The sequence below is a fragment of the Brevundimonas sp. DW-iso22 genome, from assembly GCF_058725425.1.
The window spans coordinates 106,426-123,507 of record NZ_JBZXEB010000009.1 but is presented as its reverse complement, the minus strand read 5'-3'; the positions used below and the strand labels follow the sequence as shown (position 1 = coordinate 123,507).

The window sequence follows — 17,082 nt, the reverse complement described above, 5'->3', positions numbered from 1 at the left end:
ATGAAATTTCACCCCGCCGTCCTGATGCTGATCGTCTGGTCGGTCTGCGTGGTCATGTTCTACGTGCTGCCGTTCCAGCTCGAGAACAGGGTCATGTCACTCTACGGCCTGCTGATCCTGTTGCTGTTCATCGCGGCCTACTGCTTGGGGGCGACCGCAGCATCCCGCCGCATGGTCCAGCGTCCGATGCCCATAGATGTCGCCATCGACTTCCGCATGACGGACCGCATTCTGGTCACCGCCTCGGCCATCGCCCTGGTTGCCTGCATCATGGATGTGCAGGGGCGCGACCTGTTCAACCTCATCGATTCCTATCAGGTCCGGTCAGACCGGGCGGGCGGTTTGCTGAGTGCGGCGGAGTCGGCAAGTACCGTGTGGTTCCAGATCGCCTTCATCACATCTCCGGCGGCCTACATCTATCTCGTCCGTGAGATTACGTTTCGGCCGAGACCTATACTCTGGCGCACCGCCGTGTTTGGTTTCGGGCCGATCCTGATGGTGTCGCTCTCCGCCGGGGGACGTAATCCACTTTTCTACGCCATGCTGGTGACTGGCTTTTCATACCTGCTGCGCAAGCACGTTTTCGCCAACGGCGTGCCCGGAGCCAAGGTCTCGGCACCAAGACGGAAGCGTAGGCCGATCTTCAAGCTTAACACCGCGTCACGCGTTCTGATCGGCGTTCTGGTCGCCTGTATGACCGTCTATTTCGCGCGGGTTTTCATCGTCCGGGCCGATGTCGTCGGGGGCGTCGACGCCATGTTCGGGATCGCCGGTTCGTCGTGGGGAGTAAACTTCAACGGCCCGCTCGCCGACGTCTTCTTCACCGTCTTGGGTCCGGATCTGACCTATCTGGTCTTCGTCTTCGTCTGGTATGTGGTCCAGGGCTTCGTGATGTCGAACACCATCTTCACCAGCTACGAAGGCCCGATGATGTGGACCGCCTATGGCATCGACATCTCATCGGCCATTGTGCGTCGGACAAACAGCGACTTCCTGGCTACAGGATTTGGCCATCTGCTGAGTCTGAATACCTACGGCTTCCTGCCCTCTGCCTTCGGGTCGCTGTTCGTCGATTTCAAGTTCCTGGGACTTCTGCCCTGTTTCCTCTGGGGCTGGCTATCCGGCGTGGTCTACAAGAAGGTCAAGCAGGCTACCGATCCTCGGTGGTTGCTGGCGGCACCGATCGTTGTAATCGGCATCCTCCTGAGTGTCATTAATACGCCCATCGGTTTCTCGAACGGGCTGGTGACGCACCTTTGGCTGGTCGTGGCCTTCATGTCGGCCCGCGTTATGCGCTGGCGTCCTGCTGTCACGCCGACGGGGCCTGTTCGTGGCTGACCGATCCGATCGACACCTGCTGATCACCGGGGGCAACGGGTTCCTCGGGCGCGCTCTGGCTGCCGATCTAAACAATAGGGGGTGGCTGGTACGGGTCACCATGCGCCAGGTGGTGCCGACGCAGAACGGTATCGAAAGCGTCGTCGTGGGCGACATGTCCCAGGCGATCGACTGGTCTGAATCCTTGAGGAATGTGGATTGTGTGATCCATACGGCAGGCCGCGCCCACCAGACGTCCGCTGCCGATACTCAGGATCATGCGGCTTTCCGCCGGACCAACGTGGATGCCACCCTGGCTCTGGCTGAGCAGGCTGCCGCTGCCAGCGTGCGACGCTTCATCTTCATATCTTCGGCCCACGTGAATGGCGGGGCCACTCATGGTCGTGGGTTCCGGTACGACGACGCACCGCAGCCAACCGGCCCCTATGCCCAATCCAAGCTGGACGCCGAGCGCGGCCTGGCTGAAATCGCGAAGCGAACGTCTCTGGAGATCGTTGTTCTGAGACCGCCATTGATCACAGGGCTGGGCGTCAAGGGCAACCTCGCGACCCTGTATCGTGCCGTGCGTAGGGGGTGGCCACTGCCATTCGGCAGCATCAATCGCAACCGGCGCGACCTGGTATCTTGCGGCACTCTGGCAGACCTCGTCCACGTCTGCATTGATCACGACCAGGCTTCTGGCCAGACGTTGATGGTCAGCGACGGGCGTCCCCTGTCCACACGTGCTCTGGTTCAGTCCATGGCCGACGAGATCGGGGTGCGCCCCAATCTGTGGCCCATGCCGGAAGCCTTGCTGCGACTGGCGCTGAAGACCGCCGGGCGTGGGCGCATGGCCAGCCAGTTGACCGAGGACCTGGAGATCGACATCTCGCACACATGCCAGCGTCTGAACTGGACCCCACCGACAGCTGCAGCGGGCATCGAACGATGACAATCTTCATCATCGCCGAAGCGGGCGTCAATCATAATGGCGACGCCGACCGTGCGCTGGCCATGGTCGACGCGGCCAAACGTGCCGGGGCGGATGCGGTCAAGTTCCAGACCTTTTCTGCCGACAAGCTTGCCGCGCCGGGAGCCGAAAAGGCCGACTACCAGAAGCGCGAGACCGGTGAGGGTGGCCAGCACGCCATGCTCAAGGCGCTGGAGATGTCCGAAGACCTGCACCAGCGCCTGATCGCCCGGTGCGCCGAAGTTGGCGTTGAGTTCATGTCCACGCCATTCGACGAGGAGGCCGCAGACTTTCTCGTGTCTCACGGCATGCGCCGGATCAAGGTGCCATCGGGCGAGATCGTCAACCACCCCTTCCTGAAGCACCTGGCACGGCTGGATTGCCCCCTGATCGTGTCGACCGGCATGGCGACCCTTGATGAAATCGTCGATGCAGTCGCGGTGATCTCACAGGCGCGGGCAGAAGCGGGACTGACAACGCCACTGGCGCAGATGCTGACCATTCTGCACTGCACGTCCAACTATCCGGCAGCACCGTCGGACGTGAACCTCAGAGCCATGCGCACGATCGCCGAGGCGACGGGGCTGCCTGTCGGCTATTCAGATCACACCCTTGGCCTGGCGGTGTCCACGGCGGCGGTTGCCCTTGGGGCCACGGTCATCGAGAAACATTTCACCCTGGACGTCACCCTCCCCGGACCCGATCACCGGGCGTCGCTGACCGTCGAGCAACTGGCCGATCTGGTTCGGCAGATCCGCGACGTCGAGGTGGCGCTTGGCTCATCGGTCAAGGCACCGACCGAGGCCGAACTGCCTGTCCGCGCCGTCGCCAGGCGTTCCGTAACGGCCCGCAGCGCGCTGCCTGCCGGTCATGTGGTGACGCTGGATGACCTCATCCTGTTGCGTCCGGCCTCGGGCATAGCGCCCCGCTATAGGGACGACGTCATCGGGCGGACATTGCGGCACAGTGTGGATGCGGGTCAGCCCCTGATCTGGGGCGACCTGTCCGGCGAGGCCCCGGACTGAGCATGCGCAAGGTCTGCTACATTTCCGGCACCCGAGCCGATTTTGGTCTTATGCAGTCGACCCTGGCCGTGATCCGCGACCACGCGGACCTGTCGCTATCCATGATCGTGACTGGCATGCATCTGTCGGCCGATCATGGCTACACGGTCGAGGAAATCGAGGCGGCTGGTCTGGACATTCAGGCTCGCGTGCCTGTGCCCCTGACCCCGGCGACGGGCGCGACGATGGCCCGCAATATCGGGACGATGGTGACGGCCTTCACCGATGCGCTGGAGGCCATCCGTCCTGACATCGTTCTACTCCTCGGCGACCGGGGTGAGATGCTGGCCGGGGCTATCGCAGGGCTGCATCTGAATATTCCAGTGGCCCATATCCACGGCGGCGAACTGTCCGGCACGGTCGACGAGCCGGTGCGACATGCCATATCCAGGCTCAGCCATCTGCATTTCACGGCGACCGAAGGCTCGCGCGATCGGCTGATGCGTATGGGCGAAGCCCCAGGCAATGTTCGTGTGACAGGTGCACCCGGTCTGGATGGTCTGACGGATTTGACCCTTCCGAACCGCACCGCCATCGCACAGAGCCATGGCCTCGACCCGTCGCGACCATTTGCCCTGATGGTCTATCACCCCGTCTTGCAAGAGGCCGACGCGGCGGCAGATCACACTCGTCACATCCTCGAAGCTCTGGCTCGGGCCGCTGTGCAGGTTCTGGCGCTGATGCCCAATGCTGACGCCGGTGCCGAGGGTGTTCGGCAGGTGTTGAAGATGCAGGAACGACCGGGCGTCGTCGTGAAGACCCATCTGGCCAGGCCGGATTTCATCGCTGCCATGGCTGCCGCCGACCTGATGATTGGAAACTCCAGCGCCGGCATCATCGAAGCCGCCAGCTTCGGCACACCGGTGGTCAATGTCGGCCCGCGTCAGAACATGCGTGAGCGCAATGCCAATGTGGCCGACGTCGACAGTTCGCCAGTCCGTTTGGCCGAGGCCATCGCTGCGGCACTCGATCAGGGTCGCTTTCCCGCGCAAAACATCTATGGCGACGGGCAGGCGGCGAAACGCATCGCCGACCTGCTGGCATCCGCGCCTCTGGGGCCGACGCTGATGATGAAGGTCAACGGATACTGAAGATGATCCATCTGATCGGGACAGGTGGCCACGGCAAGGTGGTTCTGGACGCGCTGCTGGCGTCGGGCGCAGGCCTGTCCGACATCGTGGCGCGAGATGGCGCGACCGAGCGCGAAGGCCTGTCATGGCTGGGCCTGAGGATCGCCGTGCCGGAAGTGGTTGCCGCCATGTCCGGCCAGGCCTTTCACGTGGCCGTCGGCTCGGGGACAGCGCGTGAACGCCTGACCAGAGCTGCGACCCAGAGTGGGGCGCGAGCGGCCACCGTGGTCCATCCCGCAGCCACCATTTCACGGTTTGCAGAGGTCGGTGCCGGCGCGTTTCTGGCGGCCACCTGTGTCGTCGGGCCTGACGTGCGTCTCGGTCTTGGCGTGATCGTCAATCACGGCGCGGTCGTCGATCATGATTGCGAAGTCGCGGATTTCGCTCATCTTGCACCCAACTGCGCGCTGGGCGGCGGCGTTCGCATCGGAGCCCGCGCCCTGATCGGTGCAGGTGCCGTCGTACTGCCCGGTCTGACCGTCGAAGCCGATGCCATCATCGGCGCAGGTGCCGTTGTCACGCGCGACGTCCTGGCCGGACAGACCTGGACGGGCGTTCCGGCCTCTCTGAAAGATCCCGCATGACCGAACTTAGTGACTTCAGCGCCGCGCGGTCCGCGACCATCCGCGACGCCATGTCGACGATCAACGCCTCGGGCATGCAGATGCTGCTGCTGGTCGATGACGAGGGTAGGTTCCTTCGCACGGTCACGGACGGCGATCTGCGCCGCCTGCTCCTGAATGGCGCTGAGATGGGCGATACGCTGGAGATGTTGCCGCCGCTGTCCTCCGTCACCGCACCGGACGACACCAGCCGCAAGGCGGCGCTGGCCCTGATGGATCGGCACGAGATCAATCACCTGCCGCTTATCGATGGCGAGGGCCGGATTGTCCGTGTCCTGAACCGGCGCGATATCGGCACGCCTATCCTCCTGTCCACGCCGCACATGGGCGAGGCGGAACTGCATTTCGTGGAAGAGGCCTTTCGCACCAACTGGATTGCGCCCCTGGGTCCCAATGTCGATGCCTTCGAGCGCGAGGTCGCTGATCTGGTCGGCGTCGGCCACGCCGCCGCCCTTTCATCAGGCACTGCAGCCATACACCTGGCGGTGCGCATGCTGGGCGTGAAGCCGGGAGACAAGGTCTTCTGCTCGACCCTGACCTTTTCGGCCTCGGCCAATCCGATCGTATATGAAGGTGGCGAACCGGTCTTTATCGACAGCGAGCCGGGTAGCTGGAACATGTCGCCTGTCGCCCTGGAGCGCGCCTTCGACGCGGCGAAAGCTGAGGGCTGGATGCCCCGTGCGGTCATCGTTGTGAATCTGTACGGCCAGAGTGCCGACATGGATGCTCTGGTCGAAATCTGCGACCGGCATGGTGTGCCGATCATCGAGGATGCCGCCGAAAGCCTGGGCGCACGCTACAAGGGCAAACCCTCGGGCATTTTTGGCCGGATGGGCATCTACTCCTTCAACGGCAACAAGATCATCACCACCTCGGGCGGCGGAATGCTGGTGTCCGACGACGAGGCGCTGATCACTCAGGCACGCTTCCTGGCCACTCAGGCCCGCGATCCGGCCCCGCACTATCAACACAGCCAGATCGGCTTCAACTACCGTATGTCGAACATCCTGGCGGGTGTCGGTCGCGGACAGCTTCAGGTTCTGGGTGAACGTGTCGAAGCACGTCGCGGCGTCTTCGAGGCCTACCGCGACGGCCTGGGCGACATTGCCGGCCTGGAGTGGATGCCCGAGCCCGACTGGAGCTATTCGACCCGATGGCTGTCGACCCTGACCATCGACCCGGCCATCTCAGGCGTTTCCGTCAGCCAGATCATCGCTCGCCTGGCCGAGGAGATGATCGAAGCCCGGCCAGTGTGGAAGCCCATGCACCAGCAGCCGGTCTTTGCCGGATGCCGTCACTTCGCACACGGCAACGATGCCGTATCCGACCGAATATTCGAGACCGGCCTGTGCATGCCCTCGGGTTCAAACATGACACCTGCCGAGATTGAGCGGATCATCGGCGTCATGCGCGATGTGCTGAAAGTCCGCTGACGCCATGAAGCGCCTGTTCGACGTCCTCATGGCTGGCTCAGCGCTGATCGCTCTTGCGCCGGTCATGGCTGGTGTGGCCGTGGCGGTCCGCCTGACATCGCAGGGCCCCGCGATCTACTGGTCCGACCGGGTCGGGCGCGACAATCGCCTGTTTCGCATGCCCAAGTTTCGCTCGATGCGGATCGATACGCCGCCTGTGGCGACCCATCTGCTGGCTGACACACGGTCCTGGCTGACGCCCATCGGCGGATTTCTGAGAAAAAGTAGCCTGGATGAGTTGCCCCAGTTGTGGAGCATACTGGTCGGGGACATGTCGATCGTCGGGCCAAGGCCTGCCTTGTTCAATCAGGACGATTTGATCGCACTGCGGACCGAGCACGGCGTGCACCGGCTGCGCCCTGGCTTGACCGGCTGGGCCCAGGTCAACGGCAGAGATGAAATCCCGATCCCGGACAAGGTTGTCCTGGATGTCGCGTACCTGCATCAGCAGACGCTATTGCTGGACCTGCGCATTCTATGGATGACGATAGACAAGGTCGTCCACGCCAAGGATATCTCGCACTGACGCGATCGGGATCTGCCGGAGCGTCAGACCTGACCAATGACCTCCGCCTGCGTCGTCGTCACAGCATCCGGCTCAACGGCCCGCACCTGCGCAAGCACATCGAAAACCATCGCCCGTGATGCCACGCTATCGCCGGTCTTGGCTACTGTTTCGAGCGCACTGACGGTAGCTTGCGTCATTCTGGCACCGGCGATGCGGTCTGTGACCCGCATCAGACTGGGCCCGGCAGGCTCCGAGACCTCGCTGGAATCGACCAATTCCTCGAACAGTTTTTCGCCCGGCCTCAGGCCTGTGATCTGGATCTCGATATCCTTGTCCGGCACCTTGCCATACAGGCCGATCAACTGTCGGGCCAGGTCGATGATCTTCACAGGCTCGCCCATGTCCAGGACGAAGACGCCCAAGGGCCCGTCCGGCTGCCCTGCCGAATGCGCCGTGGCATGCAGTACCAATTGCACCGCCTCGGGAATGGTCATGAAATAGCGTTCGATCTCGGGATCGGTCAGCGTGACTGGTCCGCCACGCTCGATCTGTGCCCGGAAAGTCGGCACCACCGAACCGGCCGAGCCCAGCACATTCCCGAACCGCACGACGCTGAACCGCGTGCTGCCCACCGCCGTCTGCTGCGCCCGGATCACGCCTTCTGCCAGACGTTTGGTGGCTCCCATGACGTTGGGCGGATCGACCGCCTTGTCTGTCGAGATGAAGACCATGTGCTTGACGCCCGCAGCATTGGCTGCCTCGGCGACATTCCAGGTGCCGACGACATTGGTCAGCACGCTCTCGCACGGATGCCGCTCCATCAAGGGCACATGCTTCAGGGCGGCGGCGTGGAAGACGATGTCGGGACGCTCCGCCTCGAAGCAACTGGCCAGCAGCGACCGATTGCGGACGTCGTGCAGATATTCGGCCCGCGACAGCTCCGGCCAGCGATGGCCGATCTCCTGATCGATACTGAACAGACTGAACTCGGCATTGTCCAGCAAGGCCAGATGCGCACAGCCCAGGCTGGCGACCTGACGACAGACCTCTGATCCGATCGATCCGCCTGCGCCCGTAACAAGAACTCGCTTGCCTTCAACCAGCGTACGCAGGGGGCCGTCATCCAGTTGAACCGGAGGCCTGGCCAACAATTCCTCGAGCGCAAATTCGCGCAGGGCCGTTTCGTCGCCCTGGCTGCCTTCCTCGACCAGACTACTGATCCGCAGCAACTTGACACCGCGCAGACGCAGCTGTCCCAGACGCTCGGCTCCGAAGTCCGATGGTTGCAGCTGGTCATCGACAAACACCATCGCCGGCGTCAGGCCGTGACCCAGCATGTCATCCAGCATTATGGCGGCGACGTCGACCGACTCCAGCACCTTGACCCCACGCAGTTCGCGGGCCGCCGCACCCGGGGTGTGCGTGACGATTCCAATGGGCTGGTACGTCTGTTCGCCGCGCGAAAGCTCGCGCAGGAAGGTGTCGGCCCGTCCCATATCTCCCAGTATAATCAGAGGCGTTCGACGTGACGCCCCCCCCAGGAAAGGGGCGATGGCAACCAGGGCTTCCTTGTCATGGATCATGCGCCTGAGCAGCACGAGAGCCAGCGTCATTCCGATATCGAGAACAGGTACGAACAGCAGCGTGGAACGCGGCAATGCCTCGCCACGGTCAAGCAGAAACGTGAGGGCCAGGAACACCAGCGTAGACAGTACCGAAGTGCGTATAATCGGTCCCACATCGACAATGGATACGTAGCGCCACAGCGCCTTGTCAGTACGAAACAGAATATCCAGGGCAAAACCCAGAACCGCAAAACCCGCTGCGTAGAAAGCGGCATCCTGAAAGGCGGCCGCGATCGACGGAATGCCAAGAGCATGCCCGGAGGCGATCATATAGCCTCCGACCACCGCGGCGAAGCGGATGCCAGCGCGCGCACCGATCTTGAGGCCCCGAAGAAGCAGATTTGGCAGCTTGCTCAAAATCGATCATCCCGGCCGCCGGCTAGACCCCGGCAACACCCTTGTTATGCCTTCAGGTGCCAACGGCGTGATGAAGGCAACCAATTCCAACTCGTCGCAACGACCCGATCTGGTCTGCGTTCCGCGCCTTCTAATCGCTTCCCGAAAGACTGTCACTTGCCTGCCTCGGTTCGACGCATCGCGCGGAGTGCGCTTTTTTTACTGAACAAATCCGACCTGAAACAAAATTAGTCTAGACACGGGCAACGCGAACCGGCGTGGGGAAATGATGACCTTCTATCCAGTAATCATGTGTGGCGGTGCCGGATCACGTCTTTGGCCCGCCTCACGGCCCAGGCGGCCGAAGCAGTTTCTGGCGCTGGCTGGCAATCGATCACTGTTTCAAGAAACGGTCCTGCGTGTGGCTCCCATGATCGCCGGCCACCAGGACGAACGCCGATTGATCGTTGTGGCCGGGACCGGATATGCCGATGCGATCGCGGCCCAGTTGGCGGAGCTGGAGGTTTCGGCGACCCTGCTTCTCGAACCCGAGCCCCGCGATTCAGGGCCCGCGATGGCAGCGGCGGCGGCTCTGGTGGCACGGCGTGATCCTGAAGGCGTCATGGCGATCATTGCCTCAGACCATCACATTCCCGATGCTCAGGCCTTTCGCGACGCTTTGACGATCGCAGCCGTCGAAGCCAGGCAAGGGCGGATCGTTACGTTGGGAATCGCGCCCACCGAGGCTTCATCGGCCTATGGATACATTTGTCCGGCGGGATCCGGTCTGGTGGCTGTCCAACGGTTTGTCGAAAAACCGGATGCCGAGACAGCCGCCCGCTATGTGGCCGAGGGGTATTTGTGGAACAGCGGCAATTTCATCGTCAGTGCACAGACGCTACTGGCAGAAATCGACATCTACGCTCCTGAAATGGCCGCCGCCGCGCGGGCCTCGCTGCCGCCCGAACCTGATCACGACACTGTCAGACTGACCGAGGCCTTTCGCGCCGCGCCACGCCTTTCGATCGACTATGCCGTCATGGAGAAAAGCAACCTCACCAGCGTGCTGCCCGTCACTTTCGACTGGTCCGATCTGGGAGCGTGGGACTCGGTTCTGGCGACGGGCACCGGTGCCTCGGGCCTGCACATAGGCATCGACAGCGAGACCTGTCTCGTCCGCGCGCCCGAGGGCATGGTCGTCGCAACCATAGGACTGAAAAATCTTGCTGTGATCGTGGAGCCGGACGCTGTTCTGGTCGCCGATCTGGGCCGGTCGCAGGAGATCAAGTCTCTGGTGGAGCGGATCAAGGCCGAAGCCCCGCATCATGCCGATGCACCAGACCTGCGTGAAGGACAGCCTTATGTCCGTTTCGCGGACTGGATGCGCACGGCCGCCCTGCCGCTGTGGTCGACCTTGGGCGTGGACGACCAAGGCGGCTTCGTCGAGGCGCTCGACCTGGACGGTCGGGCCGCGCAGATGAAGCGACGCGCCAGGGTCCAGACTCGCCAGATTTTCGTCTTCTGCCGCGCAGGACAGCTGGGATGGACCGGCCCCTGGCGAGCGCGGGTGGAAGCGGGACTCGATCGTCTGTTCGATGCCTATGTCCGGCCAGATGGCGCGATCCGCAACATGCTGGAACTGGACGGTTCCGTTCTGGACGACAGTGCACCGCTGTATGAACAGGCGTTTGGATTGCTGGCTCTTGCTGCGGCACACGAGGCCGGGGTCATGGTCGAGCGATGCGCGACCCATGCCGGTATAATGCTGGAGACCTTGCTGGCGACCCAACCCTCACCGGGATCCGGCTGGCCCGAAGTCGGCAGCCATCCGTATCAGTCCAACGCCAACATGCACCTCTTCGAGGCCGCTCAGGCCTGGGAAGCCCGCGGCATCGATCCCCGCTGGTCGCAAATCACGGACCATATAGCCAACCTGGCCCTGACCACGCTCATCGACCCTCGAACGGGTGCTTTGCATGAGTTCTTCGACGCCGACTGGAAGCCCGCCGCCGGCGAAGACGGCCGATTGATCGAGCCCGGCCATCAGTTCGAATGGTCCTGGCTGCTGTCCCAGTACGGGCGGACGCGCGACGACGCGCGCGCTGTGGCTGCTGCGCGCATTCTGTATGATCATGGGATGCGGGGGGTCGATCCGCGCCGGCTGGTCGCGGTGGACGCGCTGAACAAGGACCTGACCATGGCCACGGGGCGTGCCCGGCTCTGGCCCCAGTCGGAGTGGTTGCGGGCGGCCCTGAACATGGCGGCGCACAGCCAAGGCGAAGAACGGGAACTGCGCCTTGACGATGCGGCCAAGGCCATGCGGGCACTGCGGCGCTATCTGTCGCCAAACGGCACCTGGCGAGACAAGCTGGACGAGCACGGGACATTCCTGCCTGAAGCGGCCCCGGCAAGTTCGCTCTATCACATCATGGGAGCACTGGATCAGGTCTGCGTGGCGGGGCGTTCGGGCTTGCTGGAGGACGCACGCGCGGACCTGACCTGAACCGTAACGCCTTGAGCACGTTGGTGCACGGCCATGCCGATGCCACGCTTGCAAGATTAGAACGCGCTCCGGGCATCATGCCAATCCGGCGGCGACCTTAGGAATTCGATCGTGATCGATCTGCACTGTCATATCCTGCCTGGCATCGACGATGGCGCACCCGATCTGGAGACGTCGCTGGCGATGGCCCGCATCGCCGTCGCGGACGGGATCACCGTCACGGCCTGCACCCCGCACATGATGCCCGGCTACTACGACAACACCTCGGCAGGCATACGGGCCGCGGTCGACAGTCTGCGGATCGAGCTGGAGAAGGCGACCATCCCCCTGCGGCTGGTAACCGGGGCCGATGTGCATCTGATCACGGGTCTGGCCGGAGCCCTGCGTCGCGACGAGCGGCTGACGCTGGCCGATACACGCTATTTCCTGTTCGAACCGCCCCACAATACAGCTCCCCCACGCATGGCCGAGACCGTCTTCGACTGCATGGCCGCCGGCTTCCATCCCATCATCACCCATCCCGAACGGCTGCGCTGGATCGAGGAACACTATGACCTGATGGGTCAGATGGTGGATGCCGGGGCATGGATGCAGCTGACAGCAGGCTCAGTCACCGGCCGTTTTGGCAAACGCACCCAGTACTGGGCAGAGCGCATGCTGGACGAGGGACTGGTTCATATTCTTGCTACCGACGCGCACAATCTGCGTAGCCGGGCACCGGTGCTTTCGGAAGCCGCCGAGGCTGTAGCCGGGCGACTGGGCCAGGAGGCGGCGAATGACATGGTGTTGACCCGCCCCCTCGCCGTGCTGGAAAACGCCTCTCCCGCTTCTGTCCCGCCTGCTGTAGGACACCGTCGTCCGACTGCACGGTCGGGATTTTTCAAACGGCTGTTCAAAGCCGCCTGAGGTTCAAGGTCATGTCGCCCATGATGCGTGTGTTCCCGCTGGTTCTGTCACTGACAGCCGTGATCCTGTCCGCTTGCGCCGGCGGCCCGAAGATGGACGCCAGCCAGATGACCGCGGCACAGCCTGTCGATTCCCAGATCTTCTCACCTCTGGGGCAGGCGCAGGAGTATCGCATTGGGGCCGGCGACAAGCTGAACGTCCGGGTGTTCCAGGTTGAGGACCTGTCGTTCGAAGAGCTGGTGGTCGACACTTCAGGCGAAATTCAGATGCCCCTGATCGGCGTGGTGCGCGCCTCGGGTCGCACGCCCAACGAACTCTCGACCGATATTTCCGGACGTCTGGCCGCCCAATATCTGCGCAATCCGCAGGTCACCGTCACGGTGACCGAAGCCGCCAGCCAGAAGATCACAATCGACGGGGCCGTTACCAAGCCGGGCGTCTATGAGATGCGGGGCACGACATCACTGCTCCAGGCCGTGGCAATGGCCGAAGGGCCCACTCGCGTCGCCGATCTGAGCAAAGTCGCGGTGTTCCGTACAGTGAATGGCCAACGTTCGGTGGCCTTGTTCGATCTGGGCGCGATCCGTCAAGGACGCGCCGATGACCCTGCGGTGCGTGGCGACGACATCGTGGTGGTGGATACATCGCGCATGAGCGCCTTCATGCGTGACGTGATCGCGGCGCTGCCGGGTCTGTCCGTCTTCCGCCCTTACTAGGCTATGATGCGGCCCCTCCGCCGCATCGCAGCCTTGCTGGCGCTCTGTCTGACCACAAGCGCAGCGGTGGGGTGTGGGCATACTGCGATCAGCCCCACCGTCGAACAGGCGCAGAAGCTCCCGGCCGACGACGCCGCGTCGCGGCTCACGGCGCTCATAGCCAAGGACCAGCGGGTCGCGGAAATCGCGTGGCGTCTGGCCTTGAGCAACGCCGACCTATGCCCAGTCACTAGATTGCGCGCCGGATGGGTTCTCCAATCGGCCGGCCAGTACAGCACCGAGTTGCGCCCTGTCGCCGAGAGGCAGTACGGCCTGCAAGGCGACCTGCCCGGCATCCTGTCGGCACCATTGAACAGTCCGGCCCGTGCCGCAGGTCTTCGACCCGGGGACCTCATCCTGGCCATAGAGGGTGAGCCGCTGAACTCCGGCGCGGGCGGTGGACGCGAGTCCTACGACGGGTTGCAGGCAAATATCGATCGTTTGAACTCTGCGGCCGTTATGGGACCGATGTCACTGACGGTCAGACGCAACGGCACGGAGCGCGCGGTTGCGGTAATGCCCGTGCAGGCTTGTGCCTACGTGACCCAGGTGGAGGTGCGCGACGATCTGAGAGCCCTTTCGGACGGCCGAACCATCTTTCTGTCAGCGCGTATCGTGGATGTTGCACAGGACGATCATCAGCTGGCCTTCCTTCTGGCCCACGAACTGGCGCATGCCGTGCTGGAACACGCCACAGTGCCGGACGTCCAGGGTGAGCGCGGCGCATTGAACACCAGCCTCAGCCTGCGCCGCGGCCTGTCCTCGCGCGCCGAAAGCGACGCAGACACCCTAGGCCTATACCTGCTGACGCGCGCTGGCTTCGACCCACGTCTAGCGATGCAGTTCCTGAACGCCTACGCGGCGACGGCTCCCGGTGCCCGATATCCGCAGATCAATCTTCGCGGCGTCTATCCATCAATACCGGACCGTCATCGCGCGCTGGAGCCTGTGGTCTCCGAAATCATCGACAAACAGGCAACGGGCATGCCGCTGATACCCTGACGGGTCAGCGTTCAGGAGGATACCTCGACGCAAGTGCGATGAACAGCAGCCCGAGCAATGTTCCCGCAACGTCCGCGACGACATCAAGAACGTCGGCATCGCGCCCTATCACGGGAAGCCCCTGTACCAGTTCGATGGCAACCCCCGCGACCACCATGATCAGCAACAGCGAGGTTGAAGACAGCCGCGGCCAACCCAACCCGGTCAGAACCGTCAACACCATGAAGGCAAGTGCGTGATTGCCCTTGTCCCACGGCAAGCCGCCCGTGACCTCGGTAGCAGGTCGGAAAGCAAGCCAAGCCACAATCAGGGCAAGCCCCGCAGCACACACACGCAACGCCATTCGAAAGTCAGGCGAGCGGACGAGGTGGGTGTTGTTCACTGGCAACCAACATGAATCTGAAGCCTGCAGATTCGGCCTCGGAAGCGACACGTCTTGTCATCAAACTGGCCATCACGCACAAGGCCAACGCACGGTGCGAACGCCTGATTGGCGAATTTCGTGTGCGTGGCGAGTGTGCTTGGGCTATCAGCCCGAGAGTTTCAATGCGTGGTCAATGGCCACGCCAGTGCAAGCGGATACCATATGTCGGCCGACAAACCGTTCGTAGACGAGCGCAATACCCAGAGCCAGCGCACGCCTGCAGGCTTCGCTCCCGTCGGCATGCCTCAAATGGACCAGGGTGGCTGGGCTGCCGACGAAGAAGGGCCTCCCGTATTCGATCTGGCCGCATACTGGCGTCTCGCTCTGAAACACCGCGTTCTGGTGATCGCCTGTTTTCTTTCGGCCTTGGCCATTGGCGCCGCCCTCACCCTGTTGATGACGCCCATCTATACCGCTCAGGCCACGCTCCAGATCGACCGGGAATCTGCTCGGGTCTTTAATTCCGAAGACGTGACCCCGCGTGAGAACCTGAGCCAAGGGGAAGACTTCTATCAGACCCAATACGGCCTGCTTCGCAGTCGCTCGCTCACCGAGCGCGTCGTTGACAGCTTGGGTCTGGCCAGTTCCGATCAGGCGCTGGCCAGCCTGGAAGTCACCTTGCCCGATGGCGAGGGAAGCGCTGCAGACCGGGCCCGTGCCCGTCGTGAACTGGCCATCAAGACGATACAGGACAATTTGAGCGTAGCCCCCATTCGCGGCTCTCGCCTGGTGGCCGTAGGCTACGACAGTCCCAACCCTGACGTCGCCGCCCGTGTGGCAAATGCATTTGCGGAGAACTTCATCCAGGCCAATCTGGACAGGAAGTACGAAAGTTCCTCCTACGCGCGCGAGTTTCTGGAAGAACGCATCGCGCAGACCAAGGAGCGTCTGGAGGATGCCGAACGGCAGTTGGTCGATTACGCCACTGCCCAGCAGATCATCAACGTAGGCGACAATGAAGACGGATCCGGGGTTGGAACGACCCAATCCCTGACCTCTAACGATCTGGTGGCGATCAACTCGTCCCTAGCAGAAGCCAAGGCGACCCGGACAGCGGCCGAACAGCGCTGGCGTGCCGCCCAGGCCAGTTCTGTGTTGAACCTGCCCGAAGTTCTGGCCAATGGCTCGGCTCAACGGCTGATCGAACAGCGCGCGACCCTGACCGCCGAGTACCAGCAGAAGCTGAGCCAGTATCAGCCGGACTACCCGGAAATGGTCAGTCTGAGAGCTCAGATTACTGAAGCGGACGGCCAGCTACAGGCCCTGGCCAACAACATCCGCTCTTCGATCAGAAACCAGTACACTGTTGCGCTGAACAATGAGCGAGCCCTTCAAGCCCAGGTCAACGGACTCAAGAACGATGTCCTGGACCTGCGCGACCGGTCCATTCAGTACAATATCCTGCAGCGCGAACTCGATACCACCCGCACCCTCTATGAGGGTCTCTTGCAGCGCTACAAGGAAGTCGGGATCACCGGCGACATCACGGCGAACAACATATCCATCATCGACCGCGCCGTACCGCCCACCAAACCGTCCAAGCCCGACATGCTGATCAATCTGGCATTGGCCGCCCTGTTCGGGCTTGGTCTCGGTGCCGTGCTGGTCATCGCTCTCGAAGCGCTTGATGAAACGGTTGCCACACCTGACGATGTCGAGCGCAAGCTGGGCGTGCCTGTCCTGGGAGTCGTGCCTCTGCTTGCCAAGGGCGAAACCACGGCGGCGGCGCTGGCTGATATTCGATCAGGCTTCTCCGAAGCCTATTACTCGCTCAGGACTGCGCTGCAGTTCTCGACGCCCGATGGTGCGCCCGCCAGTATCCTGGTCTCCAGCGCCCGTCCTGCGGAAGGCAAATCGACCACGGCCTATGCCACAGCGCTTAACCTCGCTCGCGTCGGCAAACGGGTCCTTCTGGTAGACGGCGATTTGCGTAATCCCTCGATGCACCGGGTCGTCGGGGTCGACAACGAAAAGGGGATGAGCAACCTGCTGTCCGGTTCGGCCGATCTGGCCTCGGTGGTTCAGCGGACCCGCCAGGATACCCTGTTCTTTATCCCTTGTGGCCCACTGCCGCCCAACCCTGCCGAACTGTGGGGCGGCGACCGTGTGCGTCAGTTCCTGGCTGAATGCAGCAACAGTTTCGACCACGTCGTGATCGATGGTCCGCCGGTTCTGGGTTTCGCAGATGCGCCTCTGCTGGCAGCAAACGTGGGCGGGACACTCTTCGTGCTGGAATCCCGAGGCACGCGTCGCGGCCAGGCGCGCGGAGCTCTCAAGCGGCTTCGGGTTGGCCGCGCCCGCTTGCTCGGGGCGGTTCTCACGAAGTTCAACACCAAGGCCACAGTCTATGGCGGCTATGACTACGCCTATGACTACAACTACGGAGGGGACTCGCCCGAGGCGGAGGGGAACAAGTCCAAAGGCAAACGTCCTTGAGGGATCGGGTC

14 protein-coding genes are annotated in these 17,082 nt (G+C 62.8%); 12 read left to right on the top strand and 2 right to left on the bottom strand.

Features of this window, described 5'->3' with window-relative positions:
• Genes AC4PRM_RS15570 through AC4PRM_RS15540 form a run of 7 tightly spaced genes read left to right on the top strand, consistent with a single transcriptional unit; the run spans position 1 to position 7,102 of the window.
• Positions 1-1,338 (top strand): oligosaccharide repeat unit polymerase, encoded by a 1,338-nt coding sequence (locus tag AC4PRM_RS15570; RefSeq protein WP_487920971.1) that lies wholly within the window; start codon positions 1-3, stop codon positions 1,336-1,338.
• The gene (locus AC4PRM_RS15565; RefSeq protein ID WP_492040553.1) at positions 1,331-2,269 is read left to right on the top strand and encodes an NAD-dependent epimerase/dehydratase family protein; all 939 of its coding nucleotides are present in this window, start codon (positions 1,331-1,333) and stop codon (positions 2,267-2,269) included. The genes AC4PRM_RS15570 and AC4PRM_RS15565 overlap by 8 nt, the downstream gene beginning before the upstream one ends.
• Positions 2,266-3,312, top strand: a complete 1,047-nt coding sequence (neuB, locus tag AC4PRM_RS15560) for an N-acetylneuraminate synthase (RefSeq protein WP_492040552.1) — start codon at positions 2,266-2,268, stop codon at positions 3,310-3,312. The genes AC4PRM_RS15565 and neuB overlap by 4 nt, the downstream gene beginning before the upstream one ends.
• A gap of 2 nt (positions 3,313-3,314) precedes the next feature.
• A complete protein-coding gene (gene neuC / locus AC4PRM_RS15555) occupies positions 3,315-4,442 on the top strand; it encodes a UDP-N-acetylglucosamine 2-epimerase (RefSeq protein WP_492040551.1) in 1,128 nt (375 codons plus the stop codon).
• Positions 4,443-4,444: 2 nt separating this feature from the next.
• Positions 4,445-5,065: an acetyltransferase gene (locus AC4PRM_RS15550; protein WP_492040550.1), complete on the top strand. Its 621-nt coding sequence runs from the start codon at positions 4,445-4,447 to the stop codon at positions 5,063-5,065.
• The gene (locus AC4PRM_RS15545; protein WP_492040549.1) at positions 5,062-6,537 is read left to right on the top strand and encodes an aminotransferase class I/II-fold pyridoxal phosphate-dependent enzyme; all 1,476 of its coding nucleotides are present in this window, start codon (positions 5,062-5,064) and stop codon (positions 6,535-6,537) included. The genes AC4PRM_RS15550 and AC4PRM_RS15545 overlap by 4 nt, the downstream gene beginning before the upstream one ends.
• Before the next feature lie 4 nt (positions 6,538-6,541).
• Positions 6,542-7,102, top strand: a complete 561-nt coding sequence (locus tag AC4PRM_RS15540) for a sugar transferase (RefSeq protein WP_492040548.1) — start codon at positions 6,542-6,544, stop codon at positions 7,100-7,102.
• Positions 7,103-7,125: 23 nt separating this feature from the next.
• On the opposite strand, the gene AC4PRM_RS15535 is transcribed toward AC4PRM_RS15540, so the two are convergent.
• Complete coding sequence (locus AC4PRM_RS15535; protein ID WP_487920978.1) at positions 7,126-9,066, bottom strand: UDP-N-acetylglucosamine 4,6-dehydratase family protein; 1,941 nt, start codon at positions 9,064-9,066, stop codon at positions 7,126-7,128.
• 265 nt (positions 9,067-9,331) lie between these two features.
• Between AC4PRM_RS15535 and AC4PRM_RS15530 the strand changes: the two genes are divergently transcribed.
• The 4 genes from AC4PRM_RS15530 to AC4PRM_RS15515 all read left to right on the top strand — a co-directional run bounded on the left by AC4PRM_RS15530 (position 9,332) and on the right by AC4PRM_RS15515 (position 14,211).
• Positions 9,332-11,548, top strand: a complete 2,217-nt coding sequence (locus AC4PRM_RS15530; RefSeq protein WP_492040547.1) for an AGE family epimerase/isomerase — start codon at positions 9,332-9,334, stop codon at positions 11,546-11,548.
• Positions 11,549-11,659: 111 nt separating this feature from the next.
• The gene (locus AC4PRM_RS15525; protein WP_373258807.1) at positions 11,660-12,454 is read left to right on the top strand and encodes a tyrosine-protein phosphatase; all 795 of its coding nucleotides are present in this window, start codon (positions 11,660-11,662) and stop codon (positions 12,452-12,454) included.
• Positions 12,455-12,474: 20 nt separating this feature from the next.
• Positions 12,475-13,170, top strand: coding sequence for a polysaccharide biosynthesis/export family protein (locus tag AC4PRM_RS15520; RefSeq protein ID WP_373258808.1), 696 nt, complete (start codon positions 12,475-12,477; stop codon positions 13,168-13,170).
• A 3-nt stretch (positions 13,171-13,173) separates the two neighbouring features.
• Positions 13,174-14,211, top strand: a complete 1,038-nt coding sequence (locus tag AC4PRM_RS15515; protein ID WP_492040546.1) for a M48 family metalloprotease — start codon at positions 13,174-13,176, stop codon at positions 14,209-14,211.
• A 4-nt stretch (positions 14,212-14,215) separates the two neighbouring features.
• On the opposite strand, the gene AC4PRM_RS15510 is transcribed toward AC4PRM_RS15515, so the two are convergent.
• Positions 14,216-14,593: a VanZ family protein gene (locus AC4PRM_RS15510; RefSeq protein WP_487920981.1), complete on the bottom strand. Its 378-nt coding sequence runs from the start codon at positions 14,591-14,593 to the stop codon at positions 14,216-14,218.
• 204 nt (positions 14,594-14,797) lie between these two features.
• Here AC4PRM_RS15510 and AC4PRM_RS15505 point away from each other — a divergent pair, with 204 nt between their 5' ends.
• Positions 14,798-17,071: a GumC family protein gene (locus AC4PRM_RS15505; RefSeq protein ID WP_492040545.1), complete on the top strand. Its 2,274-nt coding sequence runs from the start codon at positions 14,798-14,800 to the stop codon at positions 17,069-17,071.
• Positions 17,072-17,082: the final 11 nt, after the last annotated feature.

Bases quoted from the DNA above. Each gene is read 5' to 3' on its own strand.
- AC4PRM_RS15570 (WP_487920971.1), top strand. From the start codon at position 1: ATGAAATTTCACCCCGCCGTCCTGATGCTGATCGTCTGGTCGGTCTGC.
- neuB (WP_492040552.1), top strand. From the start codon at position 2,266: ATGACAATCTTCATCATCGCCGAAGCGGGCGTCAATCATAATGGCGAC.
- neuC (WP_492040551.1), top strand. From the start codon at position 3,315: ATGCGCAAGGTCTGCTACATTTCCGGCACCCGAGCCGATTTTGGTCTT.
- AC4PRM_RS15550 (WP_492040550.1), top strand. From the start codon at position 4,445: ATGATCCATCTGATCGGGACAGGTGGCCACGGCAAGGTGGTTCTGGAC.
- AC4PRM_RS15545 (WP_492040549.1), top strand. From the start codon at position 5,062: ATGACCGAACTTAGTGACTTCAGCGCCGCGCGGTCCGCGACCATCCGC.
- AC4PRM_RS15540 (WP_492040548.1), top strand. From the start codon at position 6,542: ATGAAGCGCCTGTTCGACGTCCTCATGGCTGGCTCAGCGCTGATCGCT.
- AC4PRM_RS15530 (WP_492040547.1), top strand. From the start codon at position 9,332: ATGATGACCTTCTATCCAGTAATCATGTGTGGCGGTGCCGGATCACGT.
- AC4PRM_RS15520 (WP_373258808.1), top strand. From the start codon at position 12,475: ATGATGCGTGTGTTCCCGCTGGTTCTGTCACTGACAGCCGTGATCCTG.
- AC4PRM_RS15515 (WP_492040546.1), top strand. From the start codon at position 13,174: ATGATGCGGCCCCTCCGCCGCATCGCAGCCTTGCTGGCGCTCTGTCTG.
- AC4PRM_RS15505 (WP_492040545.1), top strand. From the start codon at position 14,798: ATGTCGGCCGACAAACCGTTCGTAGACGAGCGCAATACCCAGAGCCAG.